This window comes from Microbacterium sp. PAMC22086, assembly GCF_019443525.1.
Lineage (GTDB): Bacteria > Actinomycetota > Actinomycetes > Actinomycetales > Microbacteriaceae > Microbacterium > Microbacterium maritypicum.
On sequence record NZ_CP080380.1, the window covers coordinates 196,206 to 217,541 of the forward strand.

Genomic DNA, 21,336 nt, shown 5'->3' on the forward strand with positions numbered 1-21,336 from the left:
GAACACACGGTTGAACGGTTGAATGCTTCGACAGTTAGGGTCACCAGATTCTCGGCTCGCCACGTGCTGAATCACTCCAGGTACCTCCTAGGCCCTGCCCGCGTCAGAAAAGATCTCCGAGAAGATTGACCGCAGCTCAGCCTCGACTACGTCGGCTCGGCTCCCGAGAGAAGCTCGAAATTCTTCGAGCGTGACGCAAGTCGCACGGAACTCCACAGCCTGCCGGACCTTGTCGCGATACTTCGACGAACTGTCGTAGTAGTCCTCGACCGCTCCCTGGGACAAGACATGGACGCCGTTCTCGCGGAGACTCTCAATTACCGCGGCCTTCGCTGTTGACACTGCCTTCTCATCTTTCATCAAGACATCATGCCGATCCCCACTCCGCTGATAGGAGAAAAACTCCTCGACTGCGTTAACGATCTTCACCTGCGCGCCCTCTGTGCCATCGAACTCCCTTATTGCCTCGTGGGCGACCTTCCAGCGTGATCGAAGATCACCGCTCTTGTGCAACTCAGCCACCTCGCTTGCCGACTTCTCTTGCGTGCTCTTCAATTGAGAGTCAACCTCTCGGAGCAACTCGGAGCGGAGTTCGTTCTGGTGCGTCGAGGGTTCGAGCTTGTCGAAGCCTCCCAGAAGCGTGTCGAGGTCACACACGACGGAGATCGGGACATCGAACTTCGAGAAGAAGGTGCGGTAGTGGCCGATGTTCCCCTTTCCGTTAATGCGAGCGAACGCGATGTTCGCCTCTACGTCGCTCCACTCCGGGTTCAGCAGCCGCGCGAGGTGCGGGAACAGGATCGCATCGCTATCCCCCTCAACCAATACAACCTTCCTCGCGAAGAATCCGATGCTGTTGTTCTCGTGACAAATGATCTGGAAAGCAGTCTTCGCGCCCAGGTCGTCGCCGATCCTGACTGGTTTTACTTCGGTTGTTGGCGGAGAACCGTCCCGACCCGGAACCTTGCGGAGCTTGGTGAACGTTTGAGTTGATTCCGCGTCGAAGAAAAGCGGTGAGTGCGTAGTGACCAAGACCGGGAAATCCGCAGATACGGCTTGCAGTGCCGAGTACAACTGGCGCTGAGCACGTGGGTACAGATAGAGCTCCGGTTCCTCGAACAGGAGCCAATGTTGGTGCGGATTAGGCGCCTCGCGCGTGCCGGAGGCACGGAGCCTCGTGTAGGCGCGCAAGATGGCGAAGGCCACAGCACGCTTGAGCCCATCACCTTTCGAGATCACTGGTCCATCGTGTCCATCGTCGGCATAGATCTCAGCAGAAGCGAGGATCGTTTTCATCCGCGGCACGGGAACGTTAATCGTCAAGCCAACCTCAGGGAAGCTCTCTCGGACGAAGTCATTGATCAGACTCTCGACTATCCGGACCTGGTCTAGACGCTCGTCTGTGATGGTTCCGTCAGTTCCAACAACACGGCTTATCTGCTTGTGGATTTCGCGGAAGCGTTCTTCGATGTCAGTAAAATGCTCTTGAACCTCCTCCAGTAGAAGAGTCAGAAGCTTGCCGAAGGTAGCACTGTCCGAGGTTTTGACTTCATCGGATACATCTTTGACCGCCTCGATATAGATCGGCTCGGGCAGAAAATTCTTGATGCCGGCGTCCAACCCCGTCCCCAGCGGCTCATCTCGGAACACCTTCAGGTCATCAGCCATCTCGACCACCAGCTCGTCGCGCATAGCACGGACCGTCGTCTGAGTGGGCTTAGCGTCCAGGCGAGCATCGAGTTCAGGTATGAGAACCACGGCTGCCTCTCGCAGGGCGCTTCCCGACTTTCCCTTCATGATGGGCGTTAGGGCATCATCACCCCACCGATCCTCAGCCGGACGAAGACGAGACACGAGCAACTGAGAACGGGCGGACGCCAGTTCCACCTTCCTGACGAGTCGCACCTGGCCATCGACCACATCGGCCTTGAAACTCGCCCGATGCTGCTCGTTCTCGATGCGCTGCAGATCAGCATCCGTGACGTCATCGATGACGAGTTCTACACGGAGCGGCTCCGTGGGATCGTAGAAGTCAGTCGCGACAGCCCGTCGACTTGAACCAGGCAAGAGAAGAAGGATTGCTTGGAGCACCGATGACTTGCCGGCGTTGTTCTCTCCGATCAGGCAGCCGAACGATGAAAGAGGAACAGTCACGTCCTTCAGTCCACGAAAGTTCTGAATCTTGACTTCGGTCATCTTCATGATTTACCCACACTGAATCTCAAGGCTGGAAGGTCTCGGACTTGAACCTAGCGGTTACCTCTGACTGAGCGACTATCGACATGGTCGGCCCTACCGGCGCCCGCCGTGCTTGTGCTCATTGATCCAGCTCAGGGGTGGCACGTTCATCGCAGTTACGAGGGGTGCACTGGCGGAAGCGTGCTTACATCTCATGTGGGCATCCGTCCTCACACGCGCGTCTATCGAGTCAGGTGAGGCACCGCGGGTGCCCCAGAGGCCCAGGAGACGCGGCTGGGCCTTTTGCCTACCTATCCGGCGCTAACCAGTTCGCCCGCTCACTTGACTACGTGAGCCGTGATCCCGATCGATAGGCCAATCGCCGCTCCGGCTTCGATCACGCCGACCGCCGCCGCCAGGTCATCGCGGCCCTCGAATGCTCCGCGTTCGCGCTCGATCATGGCATCGACATCGGTGTCGTTGGTCTCCGGGAGGAGCGCCTCCGCCAGAACCCGCACCGGGGCCGGGACCTCGTGCCGCGTCGAGTCCTCGCGCTGCGTGAGCCGCCGCGCACGCAGCGCGAGGACATCCAACGTGAGCGCGAGCGGCTCGGGGTCTACCTCGACTCGTTCGGACAGGATGAAGGTGGTCGCGGGCGCTACGCGCACGAGATGGTGGGCCAACCCGTCCGCGGGGACGCTGGAGGGACGGCATCCATACGAATCATCGAGGATGGTCCGCGCCAGGTACTTTTGCGTGAAGTCGGCGTCCGCATGGAAGGCCGGGGCGAGATACTGCACGATGGCGGGATTGCCCTTGCGCGCGAGCCGACGTTCGAGCCGCTGCAGGATCGGAAGTTGGTGATGCCCTGCGGGGAAAGTCGTCCGGTAGTGCGGCGCTCCCGCATGCGGCCAGGTCGCACTCCCCGTCCGTGACCGGGAGACGTACTCCCCCAGCTTGAACTGGAGGATCACTGCCATCGCTGTCGAGTCGAGCCGGACGTCGTAGCCGAGCGTGCGTTCCTCTCGCAGGCTCGGGATCCGTGGCGGCGCGATTAGAGTCTGCCCATGCCGCCTCAGCACCTCTTCAACCTCGCGGGTCACGGCGTTCGCGTACGAAGACTCCGAGAAATCAGGTAGCACGGCATCAGACTATCCAGCGAAAGCGCCGTCGTCGGGACCGGCTGCACGGCCGAGCCGCGTGTCCGAAAAGCTAGAGTGCCCCGAACAACGCTCCGGCTTTTCGAGCGTTCGCGCTGTCACGTACGTCTGGCTGCCACGAAGAAGCCGACGATCATCCCTGCAACGAAGGCGACAATACCCACGACTCGCTCGGTGCTGGTGGCCGCGTCGGGCGATGACCTCGGGGACGAGCTGCTCTGCGGGTGGCCTGCTCTGCCGTGGGATCTCGACAGTGGCTCGCACCCGCACATCGCTGTCGGCGCTCTTCACTTGGGCAGCTCTCAAGGGCTATGTTGCGACTGCCGACTCCGTCCGAAATGTGCGCATGCCCTCGGGATCGGTTCAGACGCCGGATGAAGACTGGCTCACGCAAGACACGATTGCAGCCCTGCTCGCAAGACAACAGGAACAGTCCGGCCACTATGCACTCATCACTGAGTTTCTCAGCATCTCTGGGGTTCGGTGGGGTGACCTTAGGGCCGTCCGTGTATCTGATCTGCAAACCCTGCCACATCCAGCCGTACGCATCACGAAGAGCCACAGCGACGGCTACGCCGAGAAGCAGCCGAAGACCAAGCGGGGACGGCGAACTCTTCCGCTCACGGATCGTGCGCATGAGATCGCTACTGGGTTCGCCTCCGGGAAGGCAGCACACGATCACCTGTTCACGACAGTGACCGGTCTCCAGCTCCGCATGAATATGTTCCGTCGCTACACCTCCTGGGCCTCAACGGCGGGCGGACGTCGGGTCCATGTGCTTCGCCACTACGCCGCGTCACAGCGGATCCGAGCAGGTATCCCCGTGAACCAGGTCGCCCAGTGGCTTGGCGACGATCCTCGCACCGTGCTGCACGTATATGCACATGTGATGGGCGAGCAGCAGGACCGTGAGTCCCTCGCTCCGCTCAACAGCCACGAGAAGTCGGAACCCTCTCAGGATCCTCGGAGAACTGAAAGGCACCTGCTCCCCTCCCGAATGAGGGTGCAGGTGCCTGATTTCTGCGGAGACGAGGGGATTTGAACCCCTGGTCCCCGTGAGGGGACTCCACCTTAGCAGGGTGGTGCACTCGGCCGGACTATGCGACGTCTCCAGGCATCCGACCCGAAAGCACGGATGCACCTAGCCATCATAACGGGTCAGACGAGCGGTGACGAACCAGCCCGCGGGACTCTCCTTCTGGCCGACGCGCAACCGGCCTGAGCGGGGAGGCGCACCCGCGCTGGGATACTGGCCGCACATCGTGGGCGCCCCGCGTCCACCTCGCGGAAGAGGACCGATCATGCCCCGGACAGACACCGTGAAGCCGGAGCACTCCGACACGCCCCCGCGTCGCCGGCGAGACGGCCAGGCCCGCGGATACGCCATCATCCTCGTCCTGCTCGTCGTCTCCTACGGCCTGTGCGCCGCGCAGCCGAGCACGGATCCGAGCCCCTGGGCCTTCCTCGCGATGCTGGCGACGATCGCGATGGTGTTCTACGTGACCAGGGCCCGGAACCTCGTCCAGCGCGTGTCGTGGGTGGTGCTCTCGGTTGCAGGTGCCTCCGCCGTCGCCGCTGCCCTCTTCGGTGTCGAGGGTCCTCTGCTCGCGATCCCGCTGTCGACGGCGTCGATGATCGCGCTGCTGGTCGCCCCCTGGGCGATCATCGCGCACCAGGTCAACCGACGCGGCCTCGACCTGGAGGCCCTCCTGGCGGCGATCACCGCGTACATCCTGGTCGGGATGTTCTTCGCGTTCGTCTACAACCTGATCTCTCAGTTCTCACCCACCCCATGTTCGGCGACGAGAATCTCGACTCGCTCGGCAACCAGCTGTTCTTCTCCTTCACGACGCTGACCACGACCGGATACGGCAACCTGGTGCCGGTCGGCGCCACCGGACAGGGGATCGCCATCGCCGATGCCATCACCGGGCAGCTGTTCCTGATCACCGCGGTCGCGCGGATCGTGCGGGGTGCCAGCGCGAAGCGCGCCGCGTCATCCGACGCCTGACCCTGCGGCCGCGGTCGAGGAGCGGCGCCGACATCTCCCCGGCCTCGCCCGAAAGGGGTGATGCCCCTCCCGTGACCCCCCTGCGGACTGCGACGATGAGCACTGCGACGCCGCCCGCATCCGGCCCGGGATCCTCCTCCGGCCCTCCGGCTCCCGCGCCGTCGACAGACGGGTGGGAGGTACGGCATGGGGGACATCGGAAGCGCCGAGGAGCGCGACGAGTTCGCGCCACCGGATGCGGTCGCGCCGGAGTTCGTCGCCAGGTGGAGCCGCGGTCGCGACGCCCGACTTCTACGTGCGCCAGCTGCACGACTGGAAAGGCGGGATCGATCCGGAGACGATGACTCCGCGCGGGGCGACGCTGTATGCGCGCATCTGCGGCGAGACCCTCGCCCGAGGGCACGCCAGGAGCGGGGACCGCGTCGAGGTCGCCGGGTATCTCGGTCGCGGGCGGGCATTCGAGGAGGCCGTCTGCGTCTTCGCCGACACCTACGCCGATCAGAACGAACGCGACTTCACGAGCTTCCGCGCCGCGCTCACGGCGGGGAGGCTCCCCACGAGGGGATCCGCTCCCTCGAAGGAGTCGCCATGAAGCGCTGGGGTGTCATCGCCGTCCTCGGATCCGCGCAGTTCGTGATGGTGCTCGACGGCACCGTGATGAACGTGTCGATCTCGACGGTGGTGTCCGACCTCGACACCACCGTCGACCGCGATGCAGGGCGCCATCACCTTCTACACCCTCACGATGGCCGCGTTCATGCTGTTGGGCGCGAGGCTGGGCGACGTGTGGGGTCGTCGCAGGGCGTTCGTGATCGGGTCGTGCGTGTACGCGGCGGGCTCGCTGATCACTGCGTTGAGCCCGAACGTGCAGTTCCTCTTCCTCGGCTGGTCGATCGTCGAGGGGCTGGGTGCTGTGCTCGTCATCCCGGCCATCGCGGCGCTCGTCACCGACAACTACCGGGGAAGCGAGCGCATCACGGCCTTCGCGATCATCGGCGCCGTGTCCGGAGCGGCCGTCGCAGCGGGACCCCTGATCGGAGGATTCGTCACGACGTACTTCGACTGGCGCTACGTGTTCGCCGCCGAGGTGCTCATCATGATCGGTGTGGTGCTGTGCGCCCGGATCGTCACGGATCCGACGCCACGGCAGAGCGTGCGCATCGATCTCCTCAGCGTCGCCCTGTCCTCGATCGGACTGGTCGCGGTGGTGTTCGGGATGCTGCAGAGCAAGACCTGGGGATGGGTGCTTCCGCTGAATCCGCCCACCATCGGCGACGTCGCCATCGCACCGCTCGGCATCTCCCCCGCCGCCTGGTTCATCGTGCTCGGCATCGTGCTCCTCGCACTCTTCTTCTCCCGCCAGCGTCTTCTCGAGAACCTGGGCCGCTCTCCGCTCATCCACGTGGGCATGTTCTCGATCACGTCGCTGCGCAGCGGGCTCTTCGTGCTCGGAGCGCAGTACACGGTGACGGCGGGGCTGTTCTTCATGGTGCCGGTCTATCTGCAGATGACCCTCGGCCTCGATGCACTGGAGACCGGCGTCCGGATCTTCCCGCTCTCGATCGCCCTCGTGCTGTTCTCCATCGTCGGCACCCGGCTCTCGCGCGTGCTCTCGCCACGCATGATCGTGCGCATCGGGCAGGTGTCCCTCGTCGTGAGCGCCGTCATCCTGCTCGGCTCCGCGACGATCGACCTGCGCAGCGTGTTCTTCGCGACCGGGATGTTCCTCGCCGGAGCAGCCCTCGGACTGCTCGCCTCGCAGCTGGGGAATGTCAACATGTCGAGCGTGACGGAGAAGGAGACGAGTGAGGTGGGCGGGCTCCAGGGCGTGTTCCAGAACCGCGACTCGTCGCTGGGGACGGCGCTGATCGGCTCGATCCTCATCGGCGCCTCCTGTCGCTGTTCTTCTCGAAGGGGATACCCCGGCACGAACGACGCCCACCTGCGACGCACCCCGACGACCGGGTGACCCCGGGGCGGCGCGGGAGTCGTGGGGCACGAGATCGTCCGACTCCATCGCCGTTGTCCTCGGGATCGGCGAGGATGAGGAGCATGACGATCGTCTCCGCGCCGCGCATCGAGCACCACCGGGATCCGCTCGGCATCGGCGAGAGCCGCCCCCGTCTGAGCTGGAGGCTCTCCGGCGCACCCGACGGCTGGCGCCAGGAGCGGTATGCGGTCACCGTCGTGCGCGAGGACGGCGAGGAGCGCGTCGAGGTGACGTCCGCCACCCAGGTCCTGGTCCCCTGGCCGGGCCGGGCGCTCGGTTCGCGAGAGCGCGTCCGTGTGCACGTCGCGGTGCAGGGCGTCGACGGCAGCTGGTCAGACCAGAGCCCCGAGACCTGGCTGGAGACGGGGCTGCTGCATGCCGAAGACTGGTCGGCGCAGCCGGTCGGACTCGATCTCGACGAGGACCCGGAGAGCGACGCCCGCCGCGCCACCCTGGTCCGGCGGAGCTTCCGCATCGACGGCACGATCGCCCGCGCCCGGCTCTACGCCACCGCGCACGGCCTGTACGAGGCCGAGATCAACGGCATCCGCGTCGGCTCCGACACGCTCTCACCGGGCTGGACGGTCTACCGCGAGCGTCTGCGGTACTACACCTACGACGTGACCGACCTGCTCGTCGACGGCGAGAACGCGCTCGGCGCCTGGCTCGGAGACGGCTGGTATCGCGGACGTCTCGGCTGGCGCGGCGGCCACCGCAACGTGTTCGGCGGCGATCTCTCCTTCCTCGGGCAGTTGGAGATCGTCTACGCCGACGGCCGACGCGAGACGGTCGTGACCGACGGTTCGTGGAAGGCGGCACTCTCCCCCATCCTGCGATCCGGGATCTACGACGGTGAGGACTACGACGCGCGCCAGGAGATCCCCGCGTGGACGACGGCGTCGTTCGACGACGGCGGGTGGCTGCCGGTCGCGGTGCGCACGCGCGACCCGCGCACCCTCGTCGCCCCGACCGCCCCGCCCGTCCGGGTGACGCAGGAGGTCGCACCGATCGCCGTGCTCACCTCGCCCGGTGGTGCGCGCATCCTCGACTTCGGGCAGAACCTCGTCGGGCGGGTGCGCATCCGCGTCGCCGGGCCCCGTGGCGCGACCGTCACACTGCGCACCGCGGAGGTGCTGCAGGAGGGCGAGATCTACACGCGCCCTCTGCGCAGCGCGCGCTCCAGCGACTCCTACACACTCGACGGACGTCCCGCGGGCGAGGAGTGGGAACCGCGCTTCACGTACCACGGCTTCCGGTACGTCGAGGTCTCGGGGTGGCCGGGAGACCTCGATGCGGATGCCGCGGCCGGCGCCCTCATCGCGCGCGTGCTGCACACCGACCTGGAGCGCACCGGATGGTTCTCGTGCTCCGACCCTCTGGTCGAGCAGCTGCACCGCAACGTCGTCTGGGGCATGCGCGGGAACTTCGTCGACATCCCCACCGACTGTCCGCAGCGCGATGAGCGCGTGGGCTGGACCGGCGACGTACAGGTGTTCGGGCCCACCGCCTCGACACTGTTCGACGTCTCCGGGATGCTGTCGGGATGGCTCCGCGACGTCGAGGCCGACCAGCTGCCCGACGGCACGGTGCCCTGGTTCGTGCCGGTGATCCCCTCGCACAAGGTGTGGTCCCCGATCAGGGCGGGAGCCGCCTGGGGTGATGTCGCCACGCTGCTGCCCTGGACCCTCTACCAGCGCTTCGGTGATGACGGCGTGCTGGCGACGCAGTTCGAGAGCGCACGCCGCTGGGTCGACAAGGTCGACTCCCTGGCCGGGCCCGACCGCCTGTGGAACGAGGGCTTCCAGCTCGGCGACTGGCTCGACCCCGCCGCTCCCCCACAGGATCCCGCCGATGCGCGCACCGATCGATATCTCGTGGCGACGGCCTACTTCGCGCGGTCGGCGCGAGCCGTCGCGGACATGGCTCGCGTGCTCGGGCGCACGGCCGATGCGACACACTACGAGAGCCTCGCCGCCGACGTCGCCGCAGCGTTCCGGGATGCGTATGTGCGCGCCGACGGCACGATGACCTCCGACGCACAGACCGCTTACGCCCTGGCCATCGTGTTCGACCTGCTCGCCGACGACAGGCGGCGTGCTGTGGCAGGCGCCCGCCTCGCCGATCTCGTGCGAGCCGCCGGCAACCGCATCGCGACCGGATTCGTGGGCACGCCGCTCGTCTGCGACGCGCTCACCATGACCGGCCACACCGATGCCGCCTACGATCTGCTTCTCGAGCAGGAGTGCCCGTCGTGGCTCTATCAGGTCGTGCAGGGCGCGACCACGGTCTGGGAGCGATGGGACGCGATGCTGCCGGATGGGACCGTGAACCCTGGAACCATGACGTCGTTCAACCACTACGCGCTGGGAGCGGTCGCCGACTGGCTACACCGCAGCGTGGCCGGACTCGCCCCGGCGGAGCCCGGCTATCGTCGCATCCGCTTCGCCCCGCGGCCGGGCGGTGGTCTGACGCACGCGTCGGCGACCCAGCGCACACCCTACGGAGAGACCTCGATCTCCTGGCATGTCGAGCAGGATGAGCTGCGGGTCGAGGTCGTGGTGCCGGTCGGTGCCACCGCCGAGCTCGATCTGCCAGGCGCGGCCCGTGAGGAGCTCGGGCACGGCGCGCACACGCGCGCCGTGCCCCTGAGTGCGTGACGGCGGTCGCCGCTCAACCGGTCGTGGGACCGCCGGCGTTCGCCGCCGCGATCAGCTGCTCGATCTGCGCGAAGTCGACGGGAAGCCCGGGGAATCCGGCGAGACGTCCGATCGGGAAGGACGCCATCATCTTCTGCATCGCCTCGTCGTTCGGCATCATCGATGCCGCGGCCGCGTCTCCGCCGAGCCCGCCCATCAGGCCGCCGAGCGCCTGCTGCACGATGGGTCCGGCGATCGGGTGTGTCATCAGGTCCCCGACGGAGGAGTTCATGGTCAGCTCCTGGTGCACCGCGTCACCCGAGATCTCGACCGAGACACGGGAGCGGATGTCACGGCTGGAGACGGCCACCTCGACGGTGTACTCGCCGCCCTCGACGACCCAGCGGTCGACGCGGATGTCCCAGTAGGCGAGGTCCTCACGCCGCACGACGAGCTCGACGGAGCGGGTCTCCCCCGCGGCCAGGGCGACCGAGGAGAATGCCTTGAGCTCGCGGGGCGCGCGCTGCACGATCGAGGTCGTCGGTGCGACGTAGACCTGCACGACTTCGCGGCCATCGCGGTCGCCGGAGTTGGTGACGTCGAGGCGCACGACGATACCGCCGTCCGCTCCGACCTCGGCCGTCGCACCGGTGTACTCGAACGTCGTGTACGAGAGTCCATGGCCGAACGGGAAGGTCACGTCGAGACCCTTCGCGTCGTACCAGCGGTAGCCGACCAGCAGGCCCCGCCGTAGCGCACGTGTCCGAACTCGCCGGGGAAGTTGCCGAAGGACGGGTTGTCCTCGAGCCGCACGGGCACCGTCTCGGTGAGCTTGCCCGAGGGGTTCACCGCACCGTAGAGCACATCGGCGACGGCGCCGCCACCGGCCTGGCCCAGCAGCCAGCTCTCGATGATCGCGGGCACGCGGTCGGCGAAGGGCAGTGCCACGACCCCGCCATTGGACAGGACGACCACGACGCGGGGGTTGACCTCGAGCACGGCATCGAGCACGGCCAGCTGCTCGGTAGGCAGGTCGATATGGTCGCGGTCGAAGCCCTCCGACTCCTGCGCAGCCGGCAGACCGAGGAACAGCACCGCCACGTCCGCCGTCCGGGCGACGCCGACGGCCTCGGCCCGCAGCTCCTCCGCGGTGCGACCGGCTGCTGCAACGGCTCCGCCTTCGACCGCGAAGCCCGCGGCGTAGCTGACGTTCTCGCCGCCGACGACACGCAGCTCGTCGAGTGCGTTGTCCACGCGGGTGGGGTTGATCAGCGACGAGCCGGCGCCCTGGAAACGCGGCTCGGTCGCGAAGGCACCGATCACGGCGACCTTCTGGTCTGCGGCGAGCGGCAGCAGCGCGCCGTCGTTCTTCAGCAGCACGATCGAGCGACCAGCGGCTTCCCGCGCGAGCGCGTGGTGCGCGTCGACGTCGAGCGGACCTGCGACGGCCGGACGCTCCCCCGCTTTGCGCACGAGGTCGATGCCACGGGCGGCAGCGGTGTCGAGCACGCTTTCGGGAAGGGTTCCCGCGCGCACGGCCGCGACGAGCTGCGCGTCGGTCCGTCCACCCGAGGCCGGCATCTCCAGGTCGAGCCCTGCCGCGACGCCGACGACGCGATCGTTCACGGCTCCCCAGTCCGAGACCACGAGGCCGTCGAAGCCCCAGTCGTCGCGCAGCACGCTGGTGAGCAGCCACGGGTCCTCCGAGGTCCAGACCCCGTTGAGCTTGTTGTACGAGCACATGACGGTCCAGGGTGCCGCGTCCTTCACGACCCGCTCGAATCCGCGCAGGTAGATCTCGCGCAGCGGGCGCGGGTCCACATCCGAGCTCGCGCGCATGCGGTCGAACTCCTGGTTGTTGGCCGCGAAGTGCTTGAGCGAGGTGCCGACGCCCTTCGACTGGATGCCACGGACCGATGCGGCGCCGAGGATGCCGGACAGGATCGGGTCCTCCGAGAAGTACTCGAAGTTGCGTCCGCACAGCGGTGAGCGCTTGATGTTGATGCCGGGGCCGAGCACGACAGCCACGTTCTCGATCGCGGCCTCCACCCCGATCGCGGCACCCACCCGTTCGATGATCTCCGGATCGAAGGACGAGCCGATGCCGACGGCGGGCGGGAAGCAGGTGGCGGGGACGCTGCTGGCGAGACCGAGGTGGTCGGTGCTGCCGGACTGCTTGCGCAGGCCGTGCGGACCGTCGGTCATCATCACCGACGGGATGCCCAGGCGGTCGATGGCCTTCGTGGTCCAGAAGTCCGCACCGCTGGTGAGCGAAGCCTTCTCCTCGAGGGTGAGGTCGGAAGCCGAGTTCTCGGTCATTGTGTCCCTTTCGCGCACGACGTCGATGTCCTGCGAAAACCATATGCCCTTCAGTATTAGATATCAAACGACATTCAGGATTAGGGTCGAGGCATGGCACGACGAGGTTCGTACGCGAAGGGCGTGGCGCGACGCGAGGAGATCCTCGAGAGCGCCCTCGACGTGATCGGGCGCAAGGGGTATCAGAACGCCTCGCTCAAGGAGATCGCCGAAGTCGTCGGAGTCACCCCCGCCGCTCTGCTGCACTACTTCGGTTCGAAGGAAGAGCTCTTCACCGAAGTCCTTCGAAAGCGCGATGAGCACGACGGCCTCGATCCCTCGGGCCTCAGTGACGCCGAGGCTCGGACCGGGTTCATCGAGGTGATCCGCCACAACACCGAGGTCCCGGGGCTGGTCGCCCTGTTCTCACGCCTCTCTGTCGACGCCGCCGACCCCGAGCATCCGGCCCACGAGTACTTCCTCGACCGCAGCGCCCGCCTGCGTGAGTCGATCGCCGACAGCTTCGGCGCCGAAGAGCAGTGCTCCGCCCTCGATCCCGACACACTCGCTCGCGTGATCCAGGCAGCATCCGACGGTCTTCAGCTGCAGTGGATGATCGACCCGAGCGTCGACATGCCCGGCATCATGAGCGCTCTCATCGACGCACTCCATCCGCCCGTGCCACCCACCGACGACTAGACCGTCACCGCATGTCGCGCCCGGTGGGGTCAGCGCACGTTGCCGTTGGAGCAGGTCTGCTGCGCGGCGGAGTTGCCCTTGATCGAATCGGGCAGAGCCACGACATTGTCGGGGGTTGCTGCCGGATCCGGAGTCGCCGCGGGGTCGGTCGCCGGCTCCTCGACGGGTGCCGTCGGTTCCTGCACGACCACGCCGTCGTTGGTGTTGTTCTCGTGCGTGATCTGCAGCTGCGCGTTCGCCGCGAGCGCCTCCCAGAGCGCCGAGGCGGCGGTGTAGTTGGGGACGACCTTGTTCGGGTTGGCCGAGTCCGTGCCGTTCGGGTATTGCACGAAGACGATGTCCTCGAACGGGACCGACTTGACCGCGAGAGCGATCTGGACCAGCGTCATCGGGTTCGTGAGGGACTCGCTCGGCTCCAGGTTCTGGATCGCGGTGTTCGCGAGCTTCAGCATGATCGGGACGTTGCCGAGCACGTCGCCGCTGATCATCTTGCGGGCGAGGCTCGACATGTACTGCTGCTGGTTCCCGATGCGGCCGAGGTCACTGCCGTCGCCTACTCCGTGACGTGTGCGCAGGAACTGCAGGGCCTGCAGCCCCTCGATCGTGTGCGTTCCTGCGGCCATGTCGAGGCCCGTGTAGCGGTCCTTGATCGGGTTGGCGAGGCAGACGTCGACGCCGCCGATCGCGTTGGTGATCTCAATCACACCACCGAAGGTGACGCCGGCCGCGAACTGGATCTCCTGGTCGGTGAGTTCGGAGATCGTCTTCACGACGCAGTTCAGGCCGCCGTCGGTGTACGCGGTGTTGAGCGGCTGCTTGCTCATCGCGGAAGTGGCGTTGCCGTTCTTGTCGGTGCAGGCCGGGATCGGGACCATCAGGTCGCGCGGGAAGCTGACGACCGTGATCCGGCGCGGCTCCTGGGAGACGTGGACCAGCAGGTTCACGTCGTTGAGCGAGCCCTCGGCATCCGCTCCGGAGCATCGCTCGCCGAAGAGGTCCTTGTACTTCTCTTCACAGGTGTCGACCCCGGTGAGCACCATGTTGAAGCCGCCCTCGTACTCGCCGATGTCCGGCGGGATCGGGTCCTGGCCCTCGATCTCGACCGCGTTCGCCGAGACGGTGCTCGAGAGGTCGTAGAAGACGTAGGCGCCGACGCCGAGCCCGCTCACCAGAACCACGGCGAGGCCGATCGCGATGAACTTCAAGAGCTGGCCGACGGTGCCAGGAGTGCCCAGCTGACCGTGGCGCGCGATCGTGTGACGGCGTCGGGTGTTCTGGCTCACTCGGGTCCTTTCGGATTAAGCGCCGGTGCGGGGGCACCGTGCTCAAATGCGGAGGGTGTGGGATTCGAACCCACGAGACATCTCTGCCCACTGGTTTTCAAGACCAGCTCCATCGGCCGCTCGGACAACCCTCCCGACAGACGCTTCTGTCGACCAGGCGTGAGTCTAGCCGAGAACTATTCTCCTGCGCTGACCTGGGCGGGGGCTGGAAGCGTGTCGAGCGCTCGCGCCAGGCCGCCGTCGGCCACGTCTGCGGTGACCTCGCCGGCGGCTTCCTTCACCACGTCGGGCGCCTGCCCCATCGCGACGGCGCGGCCACCGAGCGAGCGAGCCCAGCCGAACATCCCGATGTCGTTGCGTCCGTCGCCGGCGACGAGGATGCGTCCCTCGTCGAGGCCCAGCTCGGTGCGCACCTGCTCCAGAGCGGTTCCCTTGTCCACGCCCTGCGGCGCGATGTCCAGCCACGCCGTCCAGCCGATCGCGTACGACACCTCGTTGAGACCGGCGTCCGCCACCAGGCGGTGGAAGTCATCTTCGTCATGGCCGGGAGAGACGACGACGATGCGCGAGACGGGGAGTTCCCCGAGCTCGTCGAAGTCGACCTGGCGCCCGCCGTCGAGTGTCCAGTCATCGAGCTGCTCGGTGAACAACCGCTGCCCGGAGGCGAGTTCGACCATGTACCTGGCCTCGGGGAGACGCTCTCGCAGCAGGCCGAGGACCGGAGTGGGATCGAACGTCTCCACGTTCCAGCGCTCCCAGTCGTCACCCGAGCGGCGCATCGTCACCGCGCCGTTGGAGCACACCACGTAGTCCGCGGTCAATCCGAGTTCCTCGACGTATCTTCGGGTCGCCATCCAGCTGCGACCGGTCGCGATGGTGACCACGTGCCCGCCGTCGCGAAGCCGGGCGATCGCTTCCGGAACACCGGGGCTCATCGTCTCGTCCTGCAGCAGGATGGTCCCGTCGACGTCGAGGCCGACCAGCCAGGGGCCCGTCATCGAGCGGCCCGCCCGTCGACGAGGGGCTGGATCACGTCGAGGCCGCCGAGGTAGGGGCGCAGGACCTCGGGCACGCGCACGGATCCATCGGCCTGCTGGTGCGTCTCGAGCAGGGCGACGATCCAGCGTGTCGTGGCGAGCGTGCCGTTCAGCGTGGCGACGTGCTGCGTCTTCGCTGCTCCCTGCGTCGCTCCATCCGCCGCATCGACGAGAGGGCGATGACGCACGTCCAGGCGGCGCGCCTGGAAGGTCGTGCAGTTCGACGTCGAGGTGAGCTCGCGGAAGGCGCCCTGCGTCGGCACCCACGCCTCGATGTCGTACTTGCGAGCGGCGCTGGAGCCGAGGTCTCCCGCTGCCACATCGATCACGCGGTAGGCGAGACCGAGCGAGGTCAGCATCTCCTCCTGCAGGGCCACGAGGCGCAGGTGCTCGGCTTCGGCCTCCTCCGCAGTCGTGTAGACGAACATCTCCAGCTTGTTGAACTGGTGCACCCGGATGATGCCGCGGGTGTCCTTGCCGTGCGAGCCGGCCTCGCGGCGGTAGCAGGTCGACCAGCCGGCGTAGCGGAGGGCACCGTCTGCCAGGTCGACGATCTCGTCCTTGTGATACCCGGCGAGCGCGACCTCGCTGGTGCCGACCAGGTACAGATCGTCGTCCTTGTCGAGGTGGTAGACCTCATCGGCGTGCTCGCCGAGGAAGCCGGTGCCCTGCATGATCTCCGGGCGCACGAGCGTCGGGGTGATCAGGGGCACGAATCCGTTCTGGAGCGCCTTGTCGAGCGCGAGGTTCATCAGCGCGATCTCGAGACGTGCGCCGATGCCGCGCAGGAAGTAGAAGCGCGCGCCGGAGACCTTGGCACCGCGTTCCATGTCGATCGCTCCGAGGAGCTCGCCGAGCTCGAGGTGGTCCTTCGGCTCGAAGTCGAACGCCGGGACGTCACCGACGCGGCGCAGTTCGACGAAATCGGCTTCGCCGCCGGCCGGCACGCCGTCGATCACCACGTTCTCGATCCGAGCCAGAGCGGCAGCCGCGGCTTCGGCGGCCTCGTTCGCCGCGTGCTGGGCCTGCTTGACGCGCTCGGCGAGGTCTTTCGCCTGCGCGACCAGCGCAGCCTTCTCCTCTTTCGGAGCCTTCGCGACGAGCTTGCCGAAGGCGTTCTGCTCGGCACGCAGCTCCTCGAACGCGGAGAGCGCGGCCCTGCGCGATCGGTCGGCCTCGAGAGCGACGTCGACGGTGCTCTGGTCGTTTCCACGAGCAGCCTGCGAGCGGCGGACGATCTCCGGATTGTCGCGGAGGAGTGCGAGGTCGATCATCCACCAAGTCTACGGTGAACGCTCCGAGGTGCCGGATGTCACACTCTCGGGCCGGTGTCGTCTTCCTCTGCAGTGGTCGGCACCGCGTCGACCTGTGGAAAGGAATCCCATGAGCATCCGCGTCACCTCCCTCGACCAGCTGAACCTCGCCTTCGCCGATCGCTTCAACGCCCGCGACCTCGACGGGCTGATGGCGCTGAACACCCCGGACGTCGTCTTCGTGCCCGCACCGGGAGCGGCCGTGACGGGCACGGACGCGGTCAGAGGGGCTCTCGAGCAGTTCCTCGGTCTGAACCTGCCGATCTCGATGACGGTCCGTCACATCTTCGAGAGCGAGGGCACCGGACTCGCGGTCGCCGACTGGACGATCACCGGCACGGGTCCCGACGGATCCGCGATCGACCTCGCCGGCACGACGGCCGATGTCGCGGTGCACGACGACGAGCACGGCTGGCGCTACGTGATCGACAACCCCTTCGGCACAGCCTGAGGCAGCTCGGAGGCCCGGCCCTGTGCCCGGCCTCCGTCAGCCCTCGTCCATCCCGGCACGTCGGCACACCCGCAACGCTCTCCGTGCACGCGAGATGCGCTGCCGCGCGGCCGCGGGTTCGATTCCGAGCCGGATCGCCACCTCCTCCGTGGAGAGGCCGTCGACCACGGTGAGCGGCAAGGGCTCCCGGAGCGTCTCCGGGAGCGAGTGGAGGGCGGCGAGCGCGCCGTCGAGGAACACCCGGACCTCCACGGCGGACTCCACGCTCGCCCCCTCGCCCGCCACGTCTTCCTCCAGGACGGCCTCCGGCCGCCGCGCACGCTGCCGCGCGAGATCGATGGCGACGTTCCTGGCGATGACATCGAGCCAGGCGCACCTGCGCCCGGGTTGCGGGGTCTCCAAGTGCGAGACCGAGCGCCACGCCCGCAGGAGCGCGGTCTGGGCCGCGTCCTCCGCGTCGGAGACAGGGACCCCCAGCGAGATGCTGCGCCGCCGAAGCCGATCGGGCTCGGTCTCGATCAGCGCGGAGAGCACGGCCTGCGAATCGCCATGGGAGACATCGCGCATTCGTTCGCTCCCCTCGTCGCGGTCGAGCAGGGTCGCCCTCGCGGATGAGGAGACCTGAGCAGTTCCCGGTTTAGAGTAGCGCCATGACCACCAGCGCCCCCGTCCCGCGACAGGCGGCGCTTGTCTACAACCCGATCAAAGTCGACGGCAAGCATCTTCGAGCCCGTGTCCGCGACCTCTCGCGCGAGGCGGGATGGGAGCACCCGGCCTTCTACCCGACGACCGTCGAGGATGCGGGCCAGCATGCCACGGCGCAGGCTCTCGAGCGCGGCGTGGATGTCGTGCTCGTCGCGGGTGGCGACGGCACGGTGCGCGCCGTGTCGGAAGCGATCGCGAACAGCGGTGTGCCGCTGGCGATCCTGCCCAGCGGCACCGGCAACCTGCTCGCCCGCAACCTCGGACTCCCCCTGGGCGACCCGACGGAGATGATCCGCGCAGCGCTCGGTGACTTCCGGCATCCGATCGACATCGGCTGGGCCCGCCTCACGCGACAGGACGGCGAGGAAGCCCGGCATGCCTTCGTGGTGCTGGCCGGCATGGGGCTCGATGCCGAGATGATCGCGAATACCCGCTCCGATCTGAAGAGATCGGTGGGGTGGATCGCGTACGTCGATGGCGCCGCCCGTTCCCTGCCGCGCGCGAAGCCCTTCCGCGCCGTCTACCAGGTCGATGAGGGGCGCCTGCACTCGCACCGTGCTTACAGCCTGCTCTTCGCGAACTGCGGCACCCTTCCGGCCGGTATCTCCCTGATCCCCGACGCGTCGATCACGGATGCCGCCCTCGACGTCGCCGTCATCCAGCCGACCGGCATCTTCGGCTGGTTCGGGGTGTGGCGGAAGATCTGGTGGGACAACTCCGTGCTGCATCGCTTCCGCGCGGGACGCCGCGTGCTCGAGCATCGCGGCAAGAACGCCTCGGTGCACTACTTCCACGGATCAGCAGCAGAAGCCGCGTCAACCGACCCCGTCCCTATCGAGCTCGACGGCGACGAGTTCGGCGAGGCCGTGCGCATCACCTGCTGGGCAGATCCCGGAGCTCTGCTGCTGGCACTGCCCTCCGGTCACCCGGTACACACCCTCTGAGAGCCGAAGGGCGCCTCGGGATCAGCGGACCTCGACCGTGCCGTCGAGAGCTCCGCCGACGAGGGTCAGGGTGAAGGGAGCATCGTCGTCGACCGTGTCCTCACCGAAGGAGAGGATGGTCGCACGCGGCGCCATGTCCATCGTGCAGGACTGGTCGGCGTCGGTCGCGAACGTCGCCGTCCCCGCGTTCCCCGATCCCTCGAGCGAATCGACGACCGGCGGGCAGGACGAAGAGCCCCAGGTGAGCAGGACGAGACCGCCGTCGTCGAACCAGCCGGCAGAGGGCAGGTACTCGGTCGAGGTGCCCGGCGTCCCCGTCGCGGCCGGGTCGGCGTCGAGGTCCACATCGTCGGTGATGTCTCCGTAGGAGACGTTGAGGGTGATGTCGGCGGTCGGATCCACTCCCTCGGGAAGCGCACCGATGCTCGCGCGCGGCGCGAGGTCGGCCGTGCAGGCCTTCTCGGCGCCATCGCCGTCCGGATCCACGAGCGTGACCGTGACGGTCTGACCCTGGGCCTCGACCGTGTCGACCTGCGGCACACACGTCGACGAGCCCCAGGTGACGACGGCGAACATGCGTCCGTCATCGAGCAGTGTGCCCTCGACATCGTTCTGGTCGTCGACGCCGCCTGCGCTGGGGGCAGGCGAGCTTGTCGGCGTCTGCGCACCCGGCCCAGCGGTGCACCCCGCGACGAGGAGCGCAGCGGCGACGAGACCGATGACGGAGGCGAGAGGACGAAGCGCGAGGGTCATGCTCGCAGGGTAGTCCCGGAGAAGTTCGCGCGGATAGCCCGCATCGCCTACTGAAGAGCGGAGGTGAGCCGGGCCAGGTTGTCGAGCACGGTCGAGCGCAGCGGCTGTTGCATCCACTCCTCCAGGGTCAGCTCGCGGCTGAGGGAGCGGTACTCGTCTTCGACCTCGCGCACCTCGGCGACGAACTCCTCGCCGCGCACCAGCATCGAGACCTCGAGGTTCAAGCCGAACGAGCGCATGTCCATGTTGCTGGAGCCGATGACCGCGACCTCGTCGTCGATCGTCAGCGTCTTGGTGTGCAGGATGTAGGGCTTGCGGTACATCCAGATGCGAACGCCCGCCTTGAGCAGCACCTCGTAGTAGCTGCGCTGAGCGTGATAGACCATCGCCTGGTCGCCCTCTTCCGAGACGAACAGCTCGACGTGCACACCGCGGTCGACGGCTGCCGTAACCGCGAGCAGCAGCGCCTCGTCGGGGACGAAGTAGGGGCTGACGATCATGATCTTCTTCTTCGCCGCATAGAGCAGCGCGAGGAAGAGACGGAGGTTGTTCTCGACTTCGAACCCCGGCCCTGACGGCACCACCTGGCAGTCGAGGTCGCCGGAGCCGATGTTCGCGTGGGCGATGTCGATGCCCTCGAGCACCGTGTCGGTCTCGCTGTACCAGTCGGCGACGAAGATCGCGTTCACGCTCAGCACCACCGGGCCGTCGAGACGCACCATCAGGTCGACCCAGTGCAGGCCGCGCCTGATGTTCTTCTTCAAGTTGTAGGTCGAGTCGGTGACGTTCTGCGATCCGAGGAAGGCGATGTTGCCGTCGACGACGAGGAGCTTGCGGTGATTGCGCAGATCGGGACGCTGCATCTTGCCCTTGAGCGGCTGCACCGGGAGCATCAGGTGCCAGTCCGCGCCCATCGCATTGAGCCGCGCGATGGTCTGCTTGTAGCGGGGCTTGCCGCGGTTGGCCCAGTGGTCGAGCAGCACGCGCACCTCGACGCCGCGCGCGCGGACCTCTTCGAGAGCACGGAAGAAGTTGTCGGTCGCGGCATCCGACTGCAGGATGTAGAACTCGACGTGCACATACTCCTGCGCCGTGCGGATCGCCTCGGCCATCTCGTCGAGCGACTCCTGGTAGTCGGAGATGAGATGAGCGCCGTTGTCGCCCGAGAGCGGGAGGGCGCCGAGCTTCTGGTTCATCTGCACGATCGGCCCGAACCACGAAGGGGCGTTCGGTCGGAGCGTGCCGAAATGCAGGTGCTCACTGGTCTCGGCGATGTACTCGTTGATCTGGTCCTGCTTGCGCCGGCGTGCCCGCGGGAGACGCGGATTGCCGATCACGAGGAACAGGAAGACACCGACGAACGGGATGAAGAAGACCGCCAGCAGCCACGCCATCGCCGCCGTCGGGCGGCGGTTGCGAGGGATGACGATGATCGCCGTGACACGGATGATGACATCGAGCACCAGCAGGAAGGCGGCGATCCACCATCCCCAGGTCTCCGCAGTCATCGCGCCCCCTTGCCACCGCAGTGACCATCACAGCAGTTGCGCACCAGAGTGGGTGCGCTGGCTTCACAGTAGCCGATGGGTCGGACTCAGGCGCGCGGCGGAAGACCCCGCGCGGCGCGCTCCTCGGCCTCGATCTGCGCGTGCACCTTGCGCTCGGTGCGGTCGAAGCGGAGGATGCCGCGGACCACGAAGAAGAACACGATGCTCACCCCGACGGTCGGCAGAAGCGACCATGCCGCGGCGAGCCAGAAGTTGTCCATCACTCCATGGTACGCGAGCCACTGTTCGTGCACAGTTCCGGGCTCACAGGATCTGTGTCCACAGGCCCCCGTTCGGCGCCCACCGGTGCGCGCGCTCGACCACACTCTGG

General features: G+C 67.0%; 18 protein-coding genes, 2 tRNA genes and 1 pseudogene. 9 read left to right on the forward strand and 12 right to left on the reverse strand.

The window, feature by feature from the left end; all coding sequences use genetic code 11:
* Positions 1-87: 87 nt before the first annotated feature.
* Positions 88-2,196 (reverse strand): ATP-dependent endonuclease, encoded by a 2,109-nt coding sequence (locus tag KY497_RS00965; RefSeq protein ID WP_218682449.1) that lies wholly within the window; start codon positions 2,194-2,196, stop codon positions 88-90.
* A gap of 320 nt (positions 2,197-2,516) precedes the next feature.
* Positions 2,517-3,281: a hypothetical protein gene (locus tag KY497_RS00970; RefSeq protein ID WP_219869601.1), complete on the reverse strand. Its 765-nt coding sequence runs from the start codon at positions 3,279-3,281 to the stop codon at positions 2,517-2,519.
* Positions 3,282-3,591: 310 nt separating this feature from the next.
* Here KY497_RS00970 and KY497_RS00975 point away from each other — a divergent pair, with 310 nt between their 5' ends.
* Positions 3,592-4,380, forward strand: coding sequence for a tyrosine-type recombinase/integrase (locus KY497_RS00975; RefSeq protein WP_219869602.1), 789 nt, complete (start codon positions 3,592-3,594; stop codon positions 4,378-4,380).
* On the opposite strand, the gene KY497_RS00980 is transcribed toward KY497_RS00975, so the two are convergent.
* Positions 4,362-4,450: transfer RNA gene (locus KY497_RS00980), tRNA-Ser, on the reverse strand. The genes KY497_RS00975 and KY497_RS00980 overlap by 19 nt on opposite strands.
* A gap of 189 nt (positions 4,451-4,639) precedes the next feature.
* On the opposite strand from KY497_RS00980, the gene KY497_RS00985 reads away from it, so the two are divergent.
* The 5 genes from KY497_RS00985 (at position 4,640) to KY497_RS01000 (ending at position 9,996) form a co-directional block, all read left to right on the forward strand.
* Positions 4,640-5,194, forward strand: a complete 555-nt coding sequence (locus tag KY497_RS00985) for a hypothetical protein (RefSeq protein ID WP_258185791.1) — start codon at positions 4,640-4,642, stop codon at positions 5,192-5,194.
* Entirely contained in the window at positions 5,131-5,349 is a 219-nt protein-coding gene (locus tag KY497_RS16485) for an ion channel (protein ID WP_258185792.1), read from the forward strand. The genes KY497_RS00985 and KY497_RS16485 overlap by 64 nt, the downstream gene beginning before the upstream one ends.
* A gap of 172 nt (positions 5,350-5,521) precedes the next feature.
* Positions 5,522-5,941 carry a DUF2252 domain-containing protein gene (locus tag KY497_RS00990; RefSeq protein WP_258185793.1) on the forward strand — a complete coding sequence of 140 codons (420 nt, stop codon included), beginning with the start codon at positions 5,522-5,524 and terminating at the stop codon, positions 5,939-5,941.
* A 120-nt stretch (positions 5,942-6,061) separates the two neighbouring features.
* Positions 6,062-7,318: an MFS transporter gene (locus tag KY497_RS00995; protein ID WP_258185794.1), complete on the forward strand. Its 1,257-nt coding sequence runs from the start codon at positions 6,062-6,064 to the stop codon at positions 7,316-7,318.
* An 83-nt stretch (positions 7,319-7,401) separates the two neighbouring features.
* A complete protein-coding gene (locus KY497_RS01000) occupies positions 7,402-9,996 on the forward strand; it encodes a glycoside hydrolase family 78 protein (protein ID WP_219869603.1) in 2,595 nt (864 codons plus the stop codon).
* 13 nt (positions 9,997-10,009) lie between these two features.
* Here KY497_RS01000 and KY497_RS01005 read toward each other — a convergent pair.
* A pseudogene (locus KY497_RS01005) lies at positions 10,010-12,294 on the reverse strand (glycoside hydrolase family 3 C-terminal domain-containing protein).
* Positions 12,295-12,387: 93 nt separating this feature from the next.
* Between KY497_RS01005 and KY497_RS01010 the strand changes: the two are divergent.
* Positions 12,388-12,972 carry a TetR/AcrR family transcriptional regulator gene (locus KY497_RS01010; protein WP_218683000.1) on the forward strand — a complete coding sequence of 195 codons (585 nt, stop codon included), beginning with the start codon at positions 12,388-12,390 and terminating at the stop codon, positions 12,970-12,972.
* Positions 12,973-13,001: 29 nt separating this feature from the next.
* Here KY497_RS01010 and KY497_RS01015 read toward each other — a convergent pair whose 3' ends face one another.
* The 4 genes from KY497_RS01015 to serS all read right to left on the reverse strand — a co-directional run bounded on the left by KY497_RS01015 (position 13,002) and on the right by serS (position 16,566).
* The gene (locus tag KY497_RS01015; RefSeq protein ID WP_141387594.1) at positions 13,002-14,255 is read right to left on the reverse strand and encodes an LCP family protein; all 1,254 of its coding nucleotides are present in this window, start codon (positions 14,253-14,255) and stop codon (positions 13,002-13,004) included.
* 49 nt (positions 14,256-14,304) lie between these two features.
* A tRNA-Ser gene (locus KY497_RS01020) sits at positions 14,305-14,389 on the reverse strand.
* 42 nt (positions 14,390-14,431) lie between these two features.
* On the reverse strand, positions 14,432-15,253 hold the full coding sequence (locus KY497_RS01025) for an HAD family hydrolase (RefSeq protein ID WP_141387592.1): 822 nt from the start codon (positions 15,251-15,253) through the stop codon (positions 14,432-14,434).
* On the reverse strand, positions 15,250-16,566 hold the full coding sequence (gene serS / locus KY497_RS01030) for a serine--tRNA ligase (protein ID WP_141387590.1): 1,317 nt from the start codon (positions 16,564-16,566) through the stop codon (positions 15,250-15,252). Before serS ends, KY497_RS01025 begins: the two co-directional genes overlap by 4 nt.
* Positions 16,567-16,675: 109 nt before the next feature.
* On the opposite strand from serS, the gene KY497_RS01035 reads away from it, so the two are divergent.
* Entirely contained in the window at positions 16,676-17,056 is a 381-nt protein-coding gene (locus KY497_RS01035) for a nuclear transport factor 2 family protein (RefSeq protein WP_219869604.1), read from the forward strand.
* A 36-nt stretch (positions 17,057-17,092) separates the two neighbouring features.
* On the opposite strand, the gene KY497_RS01040 is transcribed toward KY497_RS01035, so the two are convergent.
* Positions 17,093-17,623, reverse strand: coding sequence for an RNA polymerase sigma factor (locus KY497_RS01040; RefSeq protein WP_219869605.1), 531 nt, complete (start codon positions 17,621-17,623; stop codon positions 17,093-17,095).
* Between the two features lie 83 nt (positions 17,624-17,706).
* Between KY497_RS01040 and KY497_RS01045 the strand changes: the two genes are divergently transcribed.
* A complete protein-coding gene (locus KY497_RS01045) occupies positions 17,707-18,705 on the forward strand; it encodes a diacylglycerol kinase family protein (protein ID WP_219869606.1) in 999 nt (332 codons plus the stop codon).
* Between the two features lie 21 nt (positions 18,706-18,726).
* Here the strand turns inward: KY497_RS01045 and KY497_RS01050 are convergent, their stop codons facing one another.
* The 3 genes from KY497_RS01050 to KY497_RS01060 all read right to left on the reverse strand — a co-directional run bounded on the left by KY497_RS01050 (position 18,727) and on the right by KY497_RS01060 (position 21,226).
* Positions 18,727-19,458, reverse strand: coding sequence for a hypothetical protein (locus tag KY497_RS01050; RefSeq protein ID WP_219869607.1), 732 nt, complete (start codon positions 19,456-19,458; stop codon positions 18,727-18,729).
* Positions 19,459-19,505: 47 nt separating this feature from the next.
* On the reverse strand, positions 19,506-20,966 hold the full coding sequence (gene cls / locus KY497_RS01055) for a cardiolipin synthase (protein ID WP_218682612.1): 1,461 nt from the start codon (positions 20,964-20,966) through the stop codon (positions 19,506-19,508).
* Positions 20,967-21,052: 86 nt separating this feature from the next.
* The gene (locus KY497_RS01060; protein ID WP_017831493.1) at positions 21,053-21,226 is read right to left on the reverse strand and encodes a hypothetical protein; all 174 of its coding nucleotides are present in this window, start codon (positions 21,224-21,226) and stop codon (positions 21,053-21,055) included.
* Positions 21,227-21,336: the final 110 nt, after the last annotated feature.

Coding starts and splice junctions, on each gene's coding strand:
- KY497_RS16485 (WP_258185792.1), top strand. CDS start 5,131: ATGTTCGGCGACGAGAATCTCGACTCGCTCGGCAACCAGCTGTTCTTC.
- KY497_RS01000 (WP_219869603.1), top strand. CDS start 7,402: ATGACGATCGTCTCCGCGCCGCGCATCGAGCACCACCGGGATCCGCTC.
- KY497_RS01050 (WP_219869607.1), bottom strand. CDS start 19,458: ATGACCCTCGCGCTTCGTCCTCTCGCCTCCGTCATCGGTCTCGTCGCC.
- KY497_RS01010 (WP_218683000.1), top strand. CDS start 12,388: ATGGCACGACGAGGTTCGTACGCGAAGGGCGTGGCGCGACGCGAGGAG.
- KY497_RS00995 (WP_258185794.1), top strand. CDS start 6,062: ATGCAGGGCGCCATCACCTTCTACACCCTCACGATGGCCGCGTTCATG.
- KY497_RS01035 (WP_219869604.1), top strand. CDS start 16,676: ATGAGCATCCGCGTCACCTCCCTCGACCAGCTGAACCTCGCCTTCGCC.
- KY497_RS01060 (WP_017831493.1), bottom strand. CDS start 21,226: ATGGACAACTTCTGGCTCGCCGCGGCATGGTCGCTTCTGCCGACCGTC.
- cls (WP_218682612.1), bottom strand. CDS start 20,966: ATGACTGCGGAGACCTGGGGATGGTGGATCGCCGCCTTCCTGCTGGTG.
- KY497_RS01040 (WP_219869605.1), bottom strand. CDS start 17,623: ATGCGCGATGTCTCCCATGGCGATTCGCAGGCCGTGCTCTCCGCGCTG.
- KY497_RS00985 (WP_258185791.1), top strand. CDS start 4,640: ATGCCCCGGACAGACACCGTGAAGCCGGAGCACTCCGACACGCCCCCG.
- serS (WP_141387590.1), bottom strand. CDS start 16,566: ATGATCGACCTCGCACTCCTCCGCGACAATCCGGAGATCGTCCGCCGC.
- KY497_RS00965 (WP_218682449.1), bottom strand. CDS start 2,196: ATGACCGAAGTCAAGATTCAGAACTTTCGTGGACTGAAGGACGTGACT.
- KY497_RS01025 (WP_141387592.1), bottom strand. CDS start 15,253: ATGACGGGCCCCTGGCTGGTCGGCCTCGACGTCGACGGGACCATCCTG.
- KY497_RS01045 (WP_219869606.1), top strand. CDS start 17,707: ATGACCACCAGCGCCCCCGTCCCGCGACAGGCGGCGCTTGTCTACAAC.